The organism is Paenibacillus sp. S02, assembly GCF_019454065.1.
Taxonomy (GTDB): domain Bacteria; phylum Bacillota; class Bacilli; order Paenibacillales; family Paenibacillaceae; genus Paenibacillus; species Paenibacillus polymyxa_B.
This window is the reverse complement of sequence record NZ_CP073682.1, coordinates 2,275,526-2,292,799: the sequence shown is the minus strand read 5'-3', so window position 1 is coordinate 2,292,799 and position 17,274 is coordinate 2,275,526. Positions and strand designations below refer to the sequence as shown.

Sequence of the window (17,274 nt, the reverse complement as noted above, 5' to 3'; positions counted from 1 at the left end):
AAAACATGAAAAGCTTCTGCGTCAAAAACATCTCCGACCGCAAAAGCTTTTCGTAACCCTCTTCAATCCTCCTCACAACGACATAGATCCTTTGGAACATTGTCCCGTAACAGCTACCATGTCAGCGAAAAGAATGAAGTGAGTATAGTGATATTGCCCTACTTCTATATTAGTACGCCCGTGCGAACACTACTGTATGCTTGGCAGGTTTGCCACAGCACAAACATGTGGACTTTTGCTCGGTTGTTTTAAACGGTATATTACGGCTTGTAGCACCTGTCACTTCTTTAACTTTGTCTTCACATTCTTCAGATCCGCACCAACCTGCCAAAGTAAAACCGCGTTTTTCCTCCATGAGAGTCTTCATTTCGTCCAACGTATCGACGGAATAGAAATTTTCTTCCATGAAATTTTTCGCACGATCAAACATCTCCTGCTGTACCTGTGCGAGCATCGCGTGTACTTCCTCAACCAGATTATCCTGCTGCACGATTTTTTTCTCACCGCTGATACGGGATACGAGCACACAGACGCCGTTTTCCATATCACGAGGCCCTATTTCCATACGAACCGGAACACCGCGCATTTCATATTCATTAAATTTCCAGCCTGGGCTTACATCACTGCGGTCGTCCATTTTAACACGCACTCCCGCTTGTTTCAACTCAGCAAATAGTTCATCTGCACGAGCGATAACCGCATCACGCTTCTTAGGTGGTCCAATTGGAACCATAATAACCTGCGTAGGCGCAACTTTAGGAGGCAATGCTAGACCACGGTCATCTCCATGGACCATAATCAGTGCGCCGATCAAACGTGTACTTGTTCCCCATGAAGTCGTATGCGCGAATTCCAGGTTGTTTTCACGACTCAAATATTTAATGTCAAATGCAACGGCAAAATTAGTCCCCATGTAGTGGGAAGTCCCAGCTTGTACCGCCCGTCCATCCTTCATCATCGCTTCCAGTGAAAATGTATCCTTCGCACCTGCAAACTTTTCAGAAGGTGTTTTCTGTCCAGTAATAACTGGGATAGCTAGAACTTCCTCAATAACCTCACGGTATACTTCCAGCATTTTCATCGTTTCTTCACGTGCTTCTTCTTCTGTTTCATGGGCCGTGTGACCTTCCTGCCACAAAAATTCACTTGTGCGCAAGAAAGGCAGCGTGCGTTTTTCCCAACGCACTACGTTAGCCCATTGGTTAATAAGCACCGGCAGATCACGATAGGATTGAATCCATTTGGAGTACATATGACCTATCATGGTTTCCGAAGTCGGACGTATTGCAAGACGCTCTTCCAGCTTTTCTCCACCAGCCTCGGTTACCCAAGGTAGTTCAGGATTAAACCCTTCGACATGCTCTTTTTCCTTTTGAAAAAAGCTTTCGGGAATGAACATTGGAAAATAGGCATTACGGTGGCCTGTTTCTCTGAAGCGCACGTCCATGGCTTCCTTGATATGCTCCCAAATTTCAAAACCATCGGGGCGGAATACAATACATCCGCGAACAGGGGAATAATCCATCAGTTCTGCTTTTTTAATAACATCAATATACCATCGGGAAAAATCTTCGCTCTGCGGCGTAATTTCCTCGACAAACTGTTTATCATTCGACATAGAAATGCATGTCCTCCCATACAGACCGTTTTTATATAAGTCCGTCTCTAATTAACCATTAATTAAGCGTAAAATATCATTATACGTGACCGCAATCATAAGCAGGAATAGCATAGCAAAACCAACGAAATGGACCATTCCTTCCCTGCTCGGATCAACGGGACGTCCTCTTACCGCCTCCACACCAAGGAAAACAAGTCTGCTTCCATCCAGCGCCGGAATAGGCAATAAATTAAATATCCCCAGATAAAGACTCATTATAGCAGTCCAATACGTCAACTGCTCAATCCCCTGCTTGGCAATTTGCCCTGTCACTTCAAAAGTACGTACCGGGCCTCCCAAGTCATTGATAGAAAAACGTTGAATGAGCTGGCTAAATCCTTGGAAAATAATATCGGTCGTTCTGACCATGGATTGTCCGGCAAATTTGAACGTTTCACCCACACCTGCTTGGCGTTTTGGAAGTTCAGGCACAATGCCCACCTTGCCACCCTTTTGTCCTTCCATTGCACGAGGTGTAATAGTAAGATCAAAGGTCTTATTATCACGGCGAACCGTCCACTTCATCGGCTTGTCTTGAGAATCCGCAATCAGTTTGATCATGTTTTCAACATTCGCACCAATGGCTATTCCATTCACCGATTCGATGATATCTCCCTTATGCAAATCAGCTTCAGCAGCGGGCATACCTGCTGTAATTTCACTAATTTGGACATAAGTCGGGTTGTCCACTTGTATGCCGACCATCTGAATATGAAGACCAAACAGAATAAAGGCAAGTATAAAATTCATCAGTGGTCCAGCAAAAATAGCCATCGCACGCTGTCCTACTGTTTTACTCCCATACTGCCGATCCTTTGGTGCAATCTGAATGGATTGTCCTTTGGTTACCATCATCGCTTGCGGGTGTACAGTGTATTGCTGATCTTCGCCATCTACATCCAATTTTAAAGTTAACGACTGTTCCAGATCAATATCCAACACTTCGCCGCGTACCACATTCTTGCGATTATCCAGTTGATCTAGATAGATGGTTTTAACGACGTCATCCGTTACGCGTACAGCAATCGTTTGTCCGGTCTCAATTTCATTGATCTCCGGATCCTCTCCCGCCATGCGGGCAAAGCCACCGAACGGCAACAAACGCAGCGTAAATCGCGTCTCGTTTCTTTTATAAGAAAACAGTTTCGGACCGAAACCGATCGCAAACTCCCGTACCAGAATCCCGGCGCGCTTGGCAAAATAATAATGCCCCCATTCATGCACCGTCACTATGACGAAAAACATGAGCACCGTCATCAACACTATTTGAATCGTTTCCAATCGTTTCCGTTCCCCTTTCAATGAGATCGAGTTTGTCTTCCTAGATTATCATTATTCTCCGATCCCGCACAAGAGAATCACATTTCGTTTCTAACCCAACATTAGCCTATAACCCCGCAGCTATGCTACGAGTCTCTCCGTCACAGGCTTCAATCACAGAAAGATCAGGATTAGCCACATTGACATGCCGCTCCAGCACACGTTCAATAATAGCTTCAATATGCAGAAAAGAAATTTCTCCACGCAGGAAACGGGCAACAGCAATCTCATTAGCAGCATTAAATGCGGTCGGTGCTGTACCACCCATTTTACCACATTCGAAGGCAAGCCTTAAACAAGGAAAACGATTATAATCCATTTCCTTAAAATGGAGTCTACCCACTTCAGCCAGCGACAACGGCTTCGCCGGGGACTTCATACGCTCAGGGTAAGTCAATGCATATTGAATGGGTACTCTCATGTCCGGATTCCCAAGTTGAGCAACAATGCTTGTATCCTGAAACTCAACATAGGAATGAATAATGCTTTCTGGATGAAGCAACACATGAATCTGCTCATAATCAAGTCCGAATAGCCAATGCGCCTCAATGACTTCCAGCCCCTTGTTTACCATCGTTGCTGAATCAATCGTAATTTTGGCCCCCATTGACCAATTGGGATGCTTGAGTGCATCTTCCACTGTAACTTCAAGCAACTGTTCTCTTGTCAAATCTCGAAAAGAACCCCCTGATGCTGTGAGGGTAATATGTGCCACATCTTTCATACGCTCACCATTCAAGCATTGGAAAATAGCTGAATGCTCACTGTCAATCGGCAGCAACGGCACTCCTTTCGCCCGAGCCCGCGCTGTGACCAGATGACCAGCAGTAACCAGTGTTTCCTTATTGGCCAAACCGATCTGTTTTCCAGCCTCAATCGCGGCCAGCGTGGAGTGCAATCCGACACTGCCCATTACAGCCGTCACAACCATATCCGCCTCTGTGTTCGCAGCAAGCTCAACGAGTCCTTCATTTCCCCAATACAGTTCCATTCCAGAAGGCAGTAGAGGACGAATTTCATCCGCCAACTGCCGAGTACCCACAGACACTTTTTTGGGTTTATAGAGATGCGCCTGCTCAGCAAGTAACTTTATATTAGAGCCACCTGCTAAAGCCTCAACAGTAAACTGATCCGGGTGCATGGACACTACATCCAGCGTTTGAGTTCCAATAGATCCGGTTGAACCAAGTACTGTAATTCTTTTCATGATGCACCTTCCTATCCTGAAAATCACTTTTAGCCAGGAGCTCATTGTTTGTTATTCAGGCAACTATGCTACTGGTTCCATCCTTCTAGTAGCGCAGAGTGACAGCATAGAGATTAAGCCTGAGCATAAACTGTAATCAACAGACTCATGGAAGCAGCATCAGCATATGTACAAATGGAAAAACGACAATCCAGCTGTCGCAGCGGTCTAGTATACCACCGTGCCCTGGCAGCAGATTACCGGAATCTTTAATGCTGTACACTCGTTTGTATGCAGATTGTACCAAATCGCCCAGTTGTCCCACAACTGCACATGACAAACCGATGCCGATGGCTTTGCCCCATGGCAGCAGTCCATCTGATAATCCAGCGAATACAAGAGCTATAACCAACGCTAAAACAATGCCGCCAATGGATCCTTCGACCGTTTTGTTTGGACTGATCGCAGGCCATAGTTTCGTCTTCCCTGCCATTTTGCCTACAAAATATGCCCCTGCATCACTTGCCCAAATACAAGCCAACAATAAAAAAGTCCATAACAGTCCATGTTCCATATGACGTGATTCCGCTATATACGAAAATCCAAACCCTATATAAACGGTACCAAGGAATAGTATAGCTACCGTTTGAATCGGGATTTTATTTTTCGTTCCTACCGTGATGATCATAAAAGCTATCATTACCAGCCAAAGCATACTGGCAATGGGTAAGGGTGAGTGCAAACCAAAAGGTTCATATGGGAATACAAAAGCAAATATGCTTACGTATCCAAGTATTGCTGTACCTCCAAAAGGAGATACCTGCGTCATTCGTGCGAACTCATAAAATCCGATTAGGGCCATCGCCAATATAAGCAAATGGTAGGCCAAGCCGCCCCACAGGACCATCGCCAAAAAGAATATGCCTGCCAGAATACCGGTAATTAATCTCTGTCTCAACGGCTTTCATCCTCCATTTACTTCAGTCCGCCATACCGCCGTGTTCTTTGCTGATATTCGATCACTGCTTCGTATAAGTGTTCTTTCTTAAACTCAGGCCAATAAATATCAGTAAACCACAACTCACTGTAGGCAAGCTGCCAGAGCATAAAATTACTAAGTCTAAGCTCACCGCTTGTTCGAATCAGTAAATCAGGGTCTGGCATACCACTAGAAAGCAACGTATTACCGATCAGCTCAGATGTTATATCTTCTGTTTTAAGCTTCCCATCCGCAATTTGACGGCCCAATGTTTGCATGCATTCTGTGATTTCCAACCGACTACCATAATTTAATGCAAAATTAAGAACAAGTCCGGTATTATTTTCAGTTCGTCGAGTCGCTTCAGTCAGCGCCTCAACGGTATGAGAAGGTAAATGTTCCTTGTTTCCCATCATACGCACTTGCACATTTTTTTCAATCAGCTCATCTAGCTCAATAGCCAGAAATTCCTGGGGTAAGCGCATTAGAAAATCAACTTCGTCCTTAGGACGCGTCCAATTTTCAGTTGAAAATGCAAACAAAGTCAAATACTTAATACCCAGTTCATCCGCCGCAATTGCTGTGCGTTTCACTGCCTTCATTCCATTTTGGTGCCCTACAATCCGCGGCATTCCAATCCGTTTGGCCCATCTGCCGTTCCCATCCATGATGACAGCAACATGCTGCGGAATATTGTCTTTTGAAATGGCCGGTGTTTGCTGTTTTTGTTCCCCGTTCCACCAAGACCGAACCCGTTTGATCATTCCAGTTCCTCCAGCATTCTCTGAAAATGTGCCTCAGGCTTGAAAAGAGACAAACCCCACCGTAAGGGAGGGGCTGCCAATCTTTTAAACTTCCATAATTTCTTTTTCTTTTGCAGCTAAAACTTTATCCACTTCAGCAATAAATTTATCAGTTGTTTTCTGGATATCTTCCTGATATTTACGAGATTCGTCCTCGGAAATATCACTTTTCTCCATTTTTTTGATGTCATCATTTGCATCACGACGAATGTTACGAATAGCGACCTTCGCTTCTTCACCGTTCTTTTTCGTCAACTTCACCAAGTCAGTTCTGCGCTCCTCCGTCAAAGCAGGAATGCTCAGACGAATGGTGTTGCCATCATTCGAAGGTGTCAAACCTAAATCGGACTTTTGTATAGCACGCTCGATATCGGCCAAGGAAGATTTGTCCCAAGGCTGAATCATCAAGGTCCGGCTGTCAGGTGTATTGACATTCGCCAGCTGGTTGACTGGAGTCATTGCACCATAATACTCTACCTGCACACGGTCCAGTAAAGCTGGTGTCGCCCGTCCTGCACGCAAAGATGCAAGATCACGTTGCAATGCTTGGATTGCTTTTTGCATGCGCTCCTCAGCACTCTTTTTCACAGATTGTGGCATTAATTTACACTCCCTTTGACGATCGTACCAATTTTCTCACCCAGCACGACACGTTTAATGTTACCTTGCTCTGTAATAGCAAAGACAATCAACGGAATATTGTTATCCATGCACAACGAGGAAGCAGTAGAATCCATGACACCGAGATTTTTGTTGAGCACATCCAAATACGTAAGCTGCTCATATTTCTCAGCTGTGCTATCTTTAAACGGATCAGCAGAATATACGCCATCCACTTTATTTTTAGCCATCAGAATCACTTCCGCTTCAATCTCAGCGGCACGCAGTGCAGCTGTAGTATCAGTCGAGAAGAACGGATTACCTGTACCTGCTGCAAAAATTACAACCCGACCTTTTTCCAAATGACGGATAGCTCTACGGCGGATGTATGGTTCTGCAATCTGTTGCATCGCAATGGATGTTTGTACACGCGTAGGTACTTCAATCTGTTCCAAAGCATCCTGTAAGGCCAGTGAGTTCATCACTGTTGCCAGCATACCCATGTAATCTGCCGTGGCCCGGTCAATTCCGTTGGCACTTCCAGCAATACCACGCCAGATGTTACCGCCACCACACACGATAGCAACTTCTACTCCCAGTTCCACCACATCTTTGACTTGTTCGGCAATGGACGCAATCGTATCCGCATCAATACCGTAACCGTTAGGACCTGACAGCGATTCACCACTAACTTTCAGGACAACACGCTTAAACACAGGTTTTTCCAAATGATCACCCTCCAATATCATTTATACTTTATGTAACAGGATAGGTGTCCTGTTGCAAGAAAAGGAACACTGATGTGTTCCATTTCCGTTTTTTCCATATGCAATTACCGTTCGTTGGTAATTATTGTTTCACTTGAGACATAACTTCTTCGTAGAAGTTGTCTTCTTTTTTCTCCAGACCTTCACCCAGTTCAAAACGAACAAAGCGACGCAGGGAGATGTTTTCGCCAATTGTACTGATTTTTTCGTTGATAAGCGTGGAGATTGTTTTGTCCGGATCTTTGATGAAAGATTGCTCCAACAAACAGAACTCTTCATAGAACTTACCAATGCGGCCTTCAACCATTTTTTCAACGATTTTCTCTGGTTTACCTTCGTTCAGAGCTTGTGCTTTCAGGATTTCTTTTTCTTTTTCGATTTCTTCCTGTGGCACTTCTTCACGACGAACATAACGAGGGTTCGATGCAGCGATATGCATTGCAATGTCGCGTACAAAATCTCTGAACTGGTCTGTTTTAGCTACGAAGTCTGTTTCGCAGTTTACTTCTACCAGTACGCCGATACGGCCGCCAGCATGAATGTAGGATTCAACAACACCTTCAGTAGCAATACGACCTGCTTTGTTGGCTGCAGCTGCAAGTCCTTTTTCGCGCAGAACTTCAACCGCTTTTGTCAAATCACCGTTTGCTTCTTCAAGCGCTTTTTTACAATCCAGCATTCCTGCGCCTGTTTTTTCACGAAGCTCTTTTACTGCGCTAGCATTAACTGCCATATTATTTCCCTCCAAATTTGATTTTCAGTGGTATACCGTGCTTTATTCCTTAAAAAAAGGGTAGTGAGAGGTTATACACCTGCCAACCACCCTTTTCATTTAATTCATATAGGTATTTCCTAATGGAAATATTATGCTGTAGTTTCTTCGCCTTGGTTTGCTTCCATAACTGCATCAGCCATTTTACCTGTCAGCAATTTAACAGCGCGGATTGCGTCGTCATTACCTGGGATAACATAGTCGATTTCGTCTGGATCGCAGTTTGTATCAACGATACCTACGATTGGGATACCCAATTTGCGAGCTTCAGCAACCGCGATACGTTCTTTACGTGGATCAATGATGAACAGAGCACTTGGAAGGCCCTTCATGTTTTTGATACCACCCAAGAATTTTTCAAGACGATCTTTTTCTTTGCGAAGAATGATAACTTCTTTTTTAGGAAGAACTGCGAATGTACCGTCTTCTTCCCAAGCTTCCAGTTGTTTCAAACGGTCAATACGTTTTTGAATCGTTTGGAAGTTAGTCAGCGTACCACCCAACCAACGTTGGTTAATGTAGAATTGACCAGCGCGTGCTGCTTCTTCTTTAACGGAATCTTGTGCTTGTTTCTTCGTGCCTACGAACAGAATTGTACCATTCTCAGCTGCAATGCTTTTTACGAAGTTGTAAGCTTCCTCAACCTTTTTCACTGTCTTTTGCAAGTCAATGATGTAAATACCGTTTCTTTCAGTGAAGATATAACGATCCATTTTCGGGTTCCAGCGACGTGTTTGGTGACCAAAGTGAACCCCAGCTTCCAAAAGCTGTTTCATGGAGATTACTGCCATCTTCACGCACCTCCTAAGTTTGGTTTTTTGTGTGTCCTCCGCCGACATCATTTTTCATAAAGACTTTCCATTGGAAAGCACCCTTTATAAAATTAACCGACGTGCGTTTTTAACACCGTCAATTAATATACCATAACACTTGCATCGTTGCAACCAACTTTTCGACAATAGTTGGAACAACGCAAAATGTGACGTTTTACGCCTCTCATCGAACTTGTCAGCAAGAATAAAAGCCGCCCACTTCCCAGTCTGGTCAGTTGGACGGCTTTTTCGTAATTTTAGTAATGATAGAACTGAAATCCTCACCCTTAGCAAACTGATAGGTACCGGTACGAATTTTGGTATTGATTTTTTGAGCCTTAGCTGCTGCCTCAAATGCACTAGCATCAGATACGACCCCTGCCCGTTGCAATCCTGATGCCACACTTCTCAAATTGCTTCCCGATGCAATGCTATACTGCACTTGTGGGGTGGCAGGCTGCTTGGGGATATTGGGAGTCGTTGTAGTGCCAGATCTTTGAGTTTGCGGCTTAGTCGGACTTTGTGGAACCGATGTGCTAGTCGAAGGTTTAGACGCAGCCGAGGATGTGCTGTTTGCAGGTGCCTTTGGTGTTGCCGGCGTTTGAGCTGGTTTAGCCTTTTGGGGTGCAACCGGAGTTTTATTACCTTCCTTGATCACCTTATTACGCCATTCCTCTTCTGTCATTTTCGGATCAGAGCTGTCACTGATCTGAAGATTTAATTCGGCTGCTGCCTTTTCTAATTGCTCTCGCGTCATGTTTTTCGGGTCTGCGGAAGATTGCTGCGATTGTCCCTGACCAATCATTGCCAGTTGCAACAGCAATGCCCCCGTTATCAGACCAGTACCCATGCCTAGCATAAATGAACGGTTTTTGATCACGTTACATCCTCCCGCTCCGCGAGTTGCAATATGAGCTGTACTTCACCCCGTTGAATGCCTGATTGCTTGGCTATATAGTCCACCGACTTGCCTTGCTCATGCAGCGCAAACAACTCTTGATAACGATCACGGATGGACTCTGCTTCCTGCTCAGTTTCAGGGTCTTGTAATACCGTCTGCTCCTCCATAGTTATGAGGGGAGCTTCTGAACCAGAGTAGCCTTCCTGCACAGACATTCCAGGTTGCGGACTTTGAAATTGACCGTATGCAACCGCTGCCTGATGAGAAGTAGCTGTATGTTGTATTTCCTTAGATACAGGCTCGGTTTGCATAGAGACAGTAGCAAACATAGCCTGGCGCTCAAGCTCCACGATACGGCTCCGAAGCTCAGCTACTTGCTCCTGTAATGCCACCTGTTTAACTGTATGCTCCTGCTTCATACCCGAAACGAGCTCAATCAACTCGTCATTATCGTTTTCAATATCGGCCATATATTGCTCCAATGTGGCCTCCACCTTTTGGACAACGGCCTCTTCTGTTCCCCGGCCTGGCTGACGCTTAGGCAGAAGCCAGGCGTAGACAACAGCTGCGGCGCCCAGCAGAACAATATAAATCCATGGTTGATCCACTGCCCATCGTCTCCTTTAATAACGCTTCTCCACCTGTCGGATCAGAGCGAAAAATCAATATGGTGTCCCTTGAACGGATGCTCTGCCGGATGCTCCTTAGGTAGCTCAGACTCATCTGAACGGGAGCGGCTCTGCTGGGAAGAATCTCTGCTTTGTCCTCCTGTTTGTCGCTCACCGACGAATGTTTCCGCAGACTGGTCTACGGCACTGCTTCGCTGACGCATGTTTTCCGTCTCCAACGCGGCCTTTTGTCCAAGCAATGCTTGATCATTCATCGGCCGCTGCTGGGACTCACTTTGGTATTTTCCTGCTTCGCTGGTGCGAGGTACGGCAATTTGCAATTCAACAGCCTTCAAGCTCATTGGACCACACCCTTTCCGATTGGGCATCCGTTCTGTCTTTCAAGGAATACAATGTTGAATGTTGTTTTTCAGTGTGCCGAATTACACGTAGGAGGACATGCTGATGTCTCCTTCGTGATAATAAAACGCCATTCTTTCCACTGAATCTTTAATAAATTTTGTATATCTGCCGATAACTATTTTAGAGCCACCGTAAATTACATTTTTCACTTCTACCCGTGCGCGGCTTGTATCCTCTAATGTTCGTTCAATTTCAAGCATTCTGGACTTGGTTTCCAAAAGCTCCTGTTCATTAGATTTTTTAGTAGATGTCAGCTTGATTCGCATAGCCATTCTTTCAGGTGCAAGCTGTCCGGCGGCGGCAAGCTGATCCAATATGGTAAGAGCCTTATTCGTTTTATCCTGACTGTCTGTCTGCTGCTTCAAACGTGCGCGGAGTTCTGTCAGTTCATCGCGCAGTTCGGGAAGCACACCCACTTCGATAACAGTAGCTGTGGACATCGTATTACCGATGGTACGAGCCACTACCTTTTTACCAGCTTGTACACTGCCACCTACGATAAGCCCTTTAGTCCCCTCGCAGAGTACATTTACACTCGCTTTAATCTGGGAATGCATGATGCTCTGGGATACAAGTATATCGCCTCCGGCAATCACGTTACCATCTTGTATGAATGAGCATTTGACATTTTGTGCAGCTTTCACGAACCCCTTATGATATCCGATAATACCGCCACTGATTTCAACTGAACCTTCCGCCTCAATTTCAGCGCCTTCCACACCACCGATGACACGAATGTCGCCAGCCGCCCGAACTCGAAAACCAGTCAAGACATTCCCACGAATGACGACGGTTCCAACAAAATCAATGTTACCGACACTATAATCGACGTCCCCGTTCACTTCATATACAGGGAATACATTAAGTTTGCCCTTTTCAGTCGTAGTCACCAGTCCATCAATAGCCGCATACATCGCAACACCTTCTGGATGGATCACTACATTTTTTCCGACTTTAAAACGCGCCTCTTTACCTGGAAGAAAAGGAATTTCCTCTCCGGTTACAGCAATCCCCGGTACACCCGGCACAGGATCAACCCGTTCGGCAATCAGTTGACCACGTTTCACATTTCTTAAACGAGTTAATTCTTTATAATCCACCCGTCCATCCACGGTTTCAAGCGGTTTATGTGCATCTTCGCCAGTCACAATATCAGCCAGATTAATTTTTCCGTCTGTGCCATGAATCGGCTGCTTTCCCTGAGCAATCAGTAATTTTCCGAAGAAATGATCTTCCGGACTTGCCGCAAATACGCGAATTGCATCGGTCATTAAACCGTAGGATATTTTTTGGTTGCTTAGAAAACGCTCTAATTCTTCCACAGAACAGGCAAAGCCTTCTTCACGTTTGGCAAACTCCAAGTAGGCGGTTTGTTTGTCAGGTGAGACAACCACTTTTAAAAACTGGTCCAAAGCATATTGCTTCTCCACAAGGGTGCTCCTTCCGTCTAACTGTTACTGTAACCTCCCGTACGTTAATCTTTACGCATTAGCAAATCCCGTTGTTTGTCCAATGTCGCTCTCAGACGTAATATTGCTTTGGAATGCAACTGTGAAATTCGCGATGGAGATAGCGACATGACCTCAGCGATTTCGCTGAGTGACAAATCCTCGTAATACAATAAAGAAACAACGATACGCTCTTTTTCAGTCAATTTATCAATGCCTTGTGCAAGGGCATCACGAAGTGTAAATTCATTGACCTTATGATCCGGATTTTTCGCCTTCTCGTCCACCAAAAGGGAAAGCCGTGTTTCCGATTCCTCTTCGCGGATCGGGTCCTCCAGGGAGACAATCGACATAACGGCGACCTCCTGGATCATATTTTGAAACTCTTTCTCAGAAACGTCCAAATAATGACTCATCTCTTCGTCGCTTACCGTGCGTAGATATCTTTGTTCCAAGTGCTGGTAGGCATCCTCGATTTTTTTCGCTTTTTCCCTAACTGAACGAGGAACCCAATCCCCTTGACGAAGACCATCCAAAATCGCTCCACGAACACGCCAAGAAGCATAGGTCTCAAACTGCAAGCCACGCTCATAGTCAAATTTCTCTAAAGCGTCAATCAAACCCATAACGCCGTTGCTCGCCAGATCATCTTTGGATACATTTTTAGGCAAGCCTACTGCAAGACGGCCTGACACATATTCCACAATATGGAGATACTTTTCAATTAACTGTTTTTTTGCTTCCTTGTCACCGTGTTCTTTCCATTGTTCCCATAGTTCGGAATGGTTTAAATGAGCGGCTTTTCGCTCGTTCATCGGCTTCACCCTCCTTATTTGTCTGTCAGGTGACGAACGGCCTTGGCCAATTCTTCAGGGTCCTTGTTGGAAACCAGCTTAGGTGGGTTTAAAGGTGCAAAACCATTATTCCCCTCGTCCGTCTGCTCTGGTTTCGGTTTCAGCAATTCATTCAGGTCTTCATTTTCGTCTGGTGTTGTCAGGTCCAGATTCCCCCCTACGCCATCTACCTGAGAGCTTGCCCGGCTTTGGGCATTCCCCAGATCTGGCCGCGCTACCACACCTAGTGTCCAGCGCAGCACAAATGCAAGTAGGAACCAAAAAACGAAGGCGATCAAGCCACGAATTAAGCTCGTGGTCAGCAGATTGCTGCCAACGGACAACACAAAAGTCAGAATAAATCCGACTACTCCAGACCAAAGATTAATGCGTAAGCTGCCAAATAACATGTTTATAATTCCTTTACACCTTTTTGTACGCTTCGAATATTCAAAACGCCAGTTTCAGAGTCCAACTCAATCGTTCGTCCATAATTACCACCTGTGTCCTCCGCAATCAAAGGAATGCCGAGATCTACGAGCATCTCTTTGCATGATTCTACATTGCGTGGACCAATGCGCATGGTATCTCCACTACCGGCAAAGGCGAACATCTGCGCTCCCCCTGCCATTTTGGCAATCAGTCTGCGTCGTTCAGCACCCAATTTCAGCATCCGCTCAAATAACTCGGGCAGCGCCGTATCGGCGTATTTAGCAATATTCAGTTGCCCTTCACGTGCAATATCCGAGGATGGTAGCATCACATGTGCCATACCTGCCAGTTTCAAGTGAGGATCGTAGAGAGTCAATCCGACGCAAGAGCCAAGTCCTGTCGTGCGAATCGAGTTCGGGTTACTGGTAACATTTAAGTCAGCCATACCGACTTTAATGATGCTTTTATCCTCAATCATCGTTCATCGGGACTCCTAACGACCTAAAGATTTTCCCGAACGATTCTGGATCAGGAATCAGGAAAAATTGACCCTCTATCTGATTCTGCCCTTCCAGAAACGATGTGTCAATCAATAATGCAGCATCCCCCATCTGCCCAAACTGCAGCAGTCCATAGCTGAGAATTGCTCCTGCCATGTCCAACGCCAGCGCAGGGACTGTTGGATACATAGATAAACGCGTAAAGTCTGCCAGCGAAGACAAGTATGAGCCTGCTAAAATGTTTCCGATCTCCGACAGGGCTGAGTGCTCCATTTCGTTAAAACTGTCCTCGTCATCTGAAGGAATATTCGCCAAACGGGAAAGTAAGCTTTTTGCCGCCTGAGGCTGCAATATGAAGAATAGATTGCCGGGGGCTTCCCCTTCTACCCTAAAAAATATTGCAACAACAAGTTGCTCATAGCCGCCGACTTTCTCGGCAATTTCCTCAAAGGGCAGCATTTGTACTTTGGGCACACCCATATCGACCGGTTTATTGAGAAGCCGGGAGAGCGCTGTAGCAGCGTTCCCCGAGCCAATGTTGCCGACTTCTTTCAAAACATCCAATTTGAAGTCTTCGAGATTTCCAAGGTTCTCCATATATTAATCCTCTAAGCCTTCCAGCTGGTTCATTTCGCTACGATTCAGGACTTCGGACAAGTTCAGCATAATCAACAAGCGCTCTTCACCAATTTTAGCAACTCCGCGAAGGTATTTAGCCTTAACTCCGCCAATCACTTCCGGTGGTGTCTCGATATTGTCAGTATTCAGGTCAATAACGTCATTCGCTGAATCAACGATAAAGCCGACTTGCATTTCGCCCACTGCAACGATAATGATGCGAGTTTGATCGGTATATTCAGCTTCAGGTAATCCAAATCGGCCACGAAGATCAATAACCGGAATGACTACGCCTCTCATGTTGAATACGCCTTTAACAAAATCGTAGGTTCTTGGAACCCGTGTAATCGGCACCATGCGTTCAATAGATTGGACTTTTTCTACTTCAACACCGTATTCCTCTTCACCAAGCTTAAATACGATAACTTTAATTTCTTCTCCCATGTCTAAAAACCCTCCTTATTGATGTCAGCAACTTCACATTTCTTTCATTTCTGATGAAGACATTATTTAATGAAAACATTCGGGTCAATGATCAAAGCAACCTGACCGTCACCCAGAATCGTGGCGCCTGAAATTCCTTGGATGTTTGGAAGATATTTGCCCAGATTTTTAAGCACAATTTCACTTTGTCCCAAAAAGTCCTGTACGGAAAGAGCTGCCAGACGGTCTCCCTTGCGGATGACCACGACCTCTGTCTCTTCTTCTTCATCTTCATTGAAGTCCGGTACCTCAAACAGCTGACTCAAGGAGATGAGCGGGATATGAGAATCGCGGAAAGCAATCATTTTATTGCCATGTACAGAACGAATTTGTGTCCGTTTGACGATCGCAGTCTCTACAATGGAGGACAATGGAATCGCATATTTTTCAGAACCGATCTGTATCATCATGGCTGCAATAATGGATAGAGTCAGCGGCAATTGCACAGAGAAATTTGTGCCTTGGCCCAGTGTAGAGTGAACCGTAACATTGCCACCCAAAGCGGTGATTTTGGATTTAACAACGTCCAAACCGACACCGCGTCCTGATACGTCTGAAATGACTGCAGCTGTGCTAAAGCCCGGAGCAAACAATACCTGATAGGCTTCCTCGTCGGTCATGACCGCTGCTTGCTCTGCCGTCAAAATCCCTTTAGAAATAGCACTGTTTAGTACCTTATCGCGATTAATACCATTTCCGTCATCTTCAATCTCGATGAATACGTTATTTCCGCTATGGAAAGCACGCAAGTTAACCGTTCCTGTCTCAGGTTTACCAGCTGCTATCCGATCGGCTACCGACTCAATGCCATGATCCACGGAGTTACGAAGCAAATGCACCAGAGGATCGCCAATTTCGTCGATAACAGTGCGGTCCATTTCAGTTTCTGCTCCAGTAATAACCAAATCAAGTTTTTTATCCAGCGATTTGGCCAGATCGCGCACCATACGCGGGAAACGATTGAAAACAGTATCTACTGGTACCATCCGCAATTTAAGAACGACGTTTTGCAAATCGCTGCTCACACGACTCATGTGCTCTACCGTTTCTGTCAGTGCTGGATTGGAAGCTTCACTTGCCAACTGCTCTAACCGCACACGGTCAATGAGCAACTCGCTAAATAAGTTCATAAGTACATCCAGACGTTCAATATCTACACGAATCGTACGGTTATGCGTAGGCGCAGCTGCCTTAGCTGCTGGTGCCTTACCTGCAGCTGGCTTAGCCACAGAGGCCGCAGCTGGAGACTGCGGCTGGGATGGAGCAGGTGGTTGCACGGCAACAGGAGCTTCCTGTACCGCAGCAGTCTCAGCCAGTCCAGCAGTAACTTCGCTCATTTGTTTAAGCGATTCCTGATCTAGTTGTACCACTGAGACAGTGTCAATTTCAGAGATACCCGCGATTTCCTTTTCCAGCTCCCCAACTTCTTTCTGCGTTATGTAATATAACGAGAAGCTTTGCTCGAATTTCTCCTGCTCAATATCCTGTACCGACGGATAGGCCTTGACGATTTCACCAGAGTTTTCCAGCGTATTGAACACCATAAAAGCACGCGCCGCCTTCAACTGGCTCTCTGAGCTGATTGTTACCTGTATATAGTGAACACGATGTCCTTCGGAAATAGATTGCTCCAGTACAGAATACTGGAACTGATCCAAGACAAGCCCAGCACTATCGTTTTTGTCCACTTTTTTAGATGGAGGCTCCTCAGTGGCAGCATTTGCGCCGGACTTTTGGAAATCCCCGCTCACGATGGATTGTAGTGAAGATACAATAGAGGAGACATCCGCTTTTCCGTCGCCTCCCTCTGTAATGTGCTGCACCATGGACTCCAAAGCATCCAATCCTTTAAATAAGGTATCGAATATAAATTCATGCATCGCCAGCTTGTTGTTACGTACCAGATCAAGAACGTTTTCCATTTGGTGAGTTAGCGATGCTAGGTCTTCAAATCCCATTGTAGCAGCCATTCCTTTGAGGGTATGGGCAGAACGGAAAATCACCTGAACGATGCCTAGATCGGTTGGATTGCTTTCCAGTTGAAGCATTTTTTCGTTAAGAGATTGCAGATGATCATTCGACTCATCAATAAACATGTTTAAATATTGGTTCATGTCCATTGTGAGACA

The 17,274-nt window shown here is 45.4% G+C and carries 19 protein-coding genes; all 19 read right to left on the bottom strand.

The window, feature by feature from the left end:
- Positions 1–169: 169 nt before the first annotated feature.
- The 19 genes from proS to KAI36_RS10165 all read right to left on the bottom strand — a co-directional run bounded on the left by proS (position 170) and on the right by KAI36_RS10165 (position 17,265).
- A complete protein-coding gene (gene proS, locus KAI36_RS10255; protein ID WP_013309924.1) occupies positions 170–1,618 on the bottom strand; it encodes a proline--tRNA ligase in 1,449 nt (482 codons plus the stop codon).
- A 51-nt stretch (positions 1,619–1,669) separates the two neighbouring features.
- A complete protein-coding gene (rseP, locus tag KAI36_RS10250) occupies positions 1,670–2,941 on the bottom strand; it encodes an RIP metalloprotease RseP (protein ID WP_023988213.1) in 1,272 nt (423 codons plus the stop codon).
- 106 nt (positions 2,942–3,047) lie between these two features.
- Complete coding sequence (locus KAI36_RS10245) at positions 3,048–4,187, bottom strand: 1-deoxy-D-xylulose-5-phosphate reductoisomerase (protein ID WP_220027653.1); 1,140 nt, start codon at positions 4,185–4,187, stop codon at positions 3,048–3,050.
- Positions 4,188–4,332: 145 nt separating this feature from the next.
- Positions 4,333–5,124 (bottom strand): phosphatidate cytidylyltransferase, encoded by a 792-nt coding sequence (locus KAI36_RS10240; RefSeq protein WP_025722351.1) that lies wholly within the window; start codon positions 5,122–5,124, stop codon positions 4,333–4,335.
- Between the two features lie 17 nt (positions 5,125–5,141).
- A complete protein-coding gene (locus KAI36_RS10235; RefSeq protein WP_023988210.1) occupies positions 5,142–5,909 on the bottom strand; it encodes an undecaprenyl pyrophosphate synthase in 768 nt (255 codons plus the stop codon).
- 84 nt (positions 5,910–5,993) lie between these two features.
- Positions 5,994–6,548 (bottom strand): ribosome recycling factor, encoded by a 555-nt coding sequence (frr, locus tag KAI36_RS10230; RefSeq protein ID WP_023988209.1) that lies wholly within the window; start codon positions 6,546–6,548, stop codon positions 5,994–5,996.
- Positions 6,548–7,276, bottom strand: a complete 729-nt coding sequence (pyrH, locus tag KAI36_RS10225; RefSeq protein ID WP_013309918.1) for a UMP kinase — start codon at positions 7,274–7,276, stop codon at positions 6,548–6,550. Before pyrH ends, frr begins: the two co-directional genes overlap by 1 nt.
- 121 nt (positions 7,277–7,397) lie before the next feature.
- Positions 7,398–8,048, bottom strand: a complete 651-nt coding sequence (gene tsf / locus KAI36_RS10220; RefSeq protein WP_013309917.1) for a translation elongation factor Ts — start codon at positions 8,046–8,048, stop codon at positions 7,398–7,400.
- Between the two features lie 131 nt (positions 8,049–8,179).
- Positions 8,180–8,878 carry a 30S ribosomal protein S2 gene (gene rpsB, locus KAI36_RS10215; protein ID WP_013309916.1) on the bottom strand — a complete coding sequence of 233 codons (699 nt, stop codon included), beginning with the start codon at positions 8,876–8,878 and terminating at the stop codon, positions 8,180–8,182.
- 253 nt (positions 8,879–9,131) lie between these two features.
- Positions 9,132–9,779: an endolytic transglycosylase MltG gene (locus KAI36_RS10210; protein WP_220027652.1), complete on the bottom strand. Its 648-nt coding sequence runs from the start codon at positions 9,777–9,779 to the stop codon at positions 9,132–9,134.
- The gene (locus KAI36_RS10205) at positions 9,776–10,408 is read right to left on the bottom strand and encodes a hypothetical protein (RefSeq protein WP_220027651.1); all 633 of its coding nucleotides are present in this window, start codon (positions 10,406–10,408) and stop codon (positions 9,776–9,778) included. The genes KAI36_RS10210 and KAI36_RS10205 overlap by 4 nt, the downstream gene beginning before the upstream one ends.
- A 41-nt stretch (positions 10,409–10,449) precedes the next feature.
- On the bottom strand, positions 10,450–10,770 hold the full coding sequence (locus tag KAI36_RS10200) for a hypothetical protein (protein WP_023988206.1): 321 nt from the start codon (positions 10,768–10,770) through the stop codon (positions 10,450–10,452).
- An 81-nt stretch (positions 10,771–10,851) separates the two neighbouring features.
- Positions 10,852–12,261 (bottom strand): flagellar assembly protein A, encoded by a 1,410-nt coding sequence (locus tag KAI36_RS10195; RefSeq protein ID WP_023988205.1) that lies wholly within the window; start codon positions 12,259–12,261, stop codon positions 10,852–10,854.
- 44 nt (positions 12,262–12,305) lie between these two features.
- Entirely contained in the window at positions 12,306–13,094 is a 789-nt protein-coding gene (locus KAI36_RS10190; RefSeq protein ID WP_013309911.1) for a FliA/WhiG family RNA polymerase sigma factor, read from the bottom strand.
- A 14-nt stretch (positions 13,095–13,108) separates the two neighbouring features.
- A complete protein-coding gene (locus KAI36_RS10185) occupies positions 13,109–13,522 on the bottom strand; it encodes a hypothetical protein (RefSeq protein ID WP_013309910.1) in 414 nt (137 codons plus the stop codon).
- A 2-nt stretch (positions 13,523–13,524) separates the two neighbouring features.
- Positions 13,525–14,022, bottom strand: coding sequence for a chemotaxis protein CheD (locus KAI36_RS10180; RefSeq protein WP_010346358.1), 498 nt, complete (start codon positions 14,020–14,022; stop codon positions 13,525–13,527).
- Positions 14,015–14,641, bottom strand: a complete 627-nt coding sequence (locus KAI36_RS10175; RefSeq protein ID WP_023988204.1) for a chemotaxis protein CheC — start codon at positions 14,639–14,641, stop codon at positions 14,015–14,017. Before KAI36_RS10175 ends, KAI36_RS10180 begins: the two co-directional genes overlap by 8 nt.
- 3 nt (positions 14,642–14,644) lie before the next feature.
- On the bottom strand, positions 14,645–15,106 hold the full coding sequence (locus tag KAI36_RS10170) for a chemotaxis protein CheW (protein WP_007430046.1): 462 nt from the start codon (positions 15,104–15,106) through the stop codon (positions 14,645–14,647).
- Between the two features lie 62 nt (positions 15,107–15,168).
- The gene (locus KAI36_RS10165) at positions 15,169–17,265 is read right to left on the bottom strand and encodes a chemotaxis protein CheA (RefSeq protein ID WP_220027650.1); all 2,097 of its coding nucleotides are present in this window, start codon (positions 17,263–17,265) and stop codon (positions 15,169–15,171) included.
- Between the last annotated feature and the right edge of the window lie 9 nt (positions 17,266–17,274).

Coding starts and splice junctions, on each gene's coding strand:
- proS (WP_013309924.1), bottom strand. CDS start 1,618: ATGTCGAATGATAAACAGTTTGTCGAGGAAATTACGCCGCAGAGCGAA.
- KAI36_RS10245 (WP_220027653.1), bottom strand. CDS start 4,187: ATGAAAAGAATTACAGTACTTGGTTCAACCGGATCTATTGGAACTCAA.
- KAI36_RS10235 (WP_023988210.1), bottom strand. CDS start 5,909: ATGATCAAACGGGTTCGGTCTTGGTGGAACGGGGAACAAAAACAGCAA.
- frr (WP_023988209.1), bottom strand. CDS start 6,548: ATGCCACAATCTGTGAAAAAGAGTGCTGAGGAGCGCATGCAAAAAGCA.
- tsf (WP_013309917.1), bottom strand. CDS start 8,048: ATGGCAGTTAATGCTAGCGCAGTAAAAGAGCTTCGTGAAAAAACAGGC.
- rpsB (WP_013309916.1), bottom strand. CDS start 8,878: ATGGCAGTAATCTCCATGAAACAGCTTTTGGAAGCTGGGGTTCACTTT.
- KAI36_RS10200 (WP_023988206.1), bottom strand. CDS start 10,770: ATGAGCTTGAAGGCTGTTGAATTGCAAATTGCCGTACCTCGCACCAGC.
- KAI36_RS10190 (WP_013309911.1), bottom strand. CDS start 13,094: ATGAACGAGCGAAAAGCCGCTCATTTAAACCATTCCGAACTATGGGAA.
- KAI36_RS10185 (WP_013309910.1), bottom strand. CDS start 13,522: ATGTTATTTGGCAGCTTACGCATTAATCTTTGGTCTGGAGTAGTCGGA.
- KAI36_RS10180 (WP_010346358.1), bottom strand. CDS start 14,022: ATGATTGAGGATAAAAGCATCATTAAAGTCGGTATGGCTGACTTAAAT.
- KAI36_RS10175 (WP_023988204.1), bottom strand. CDS start 14,641: ATGGAGAACCTTGGAAATCTCGAAGACTTCAAATTGGATGTTTTGAAA.
- KAI36_RS10170 (WP_007430046.1), bottom strand. CDS start 15,106: ATGGGAGAAGAAATTAAAGTTATCGTATTTAAGCTTGGTGAAGAGGAA.
- KAI36_RS10165 (WP_220027650.1), bottom strand. CDS start 17,265: ATGGACATGAACCAATATTTAAACATGTTTATTGATGAGTCGAATGAT.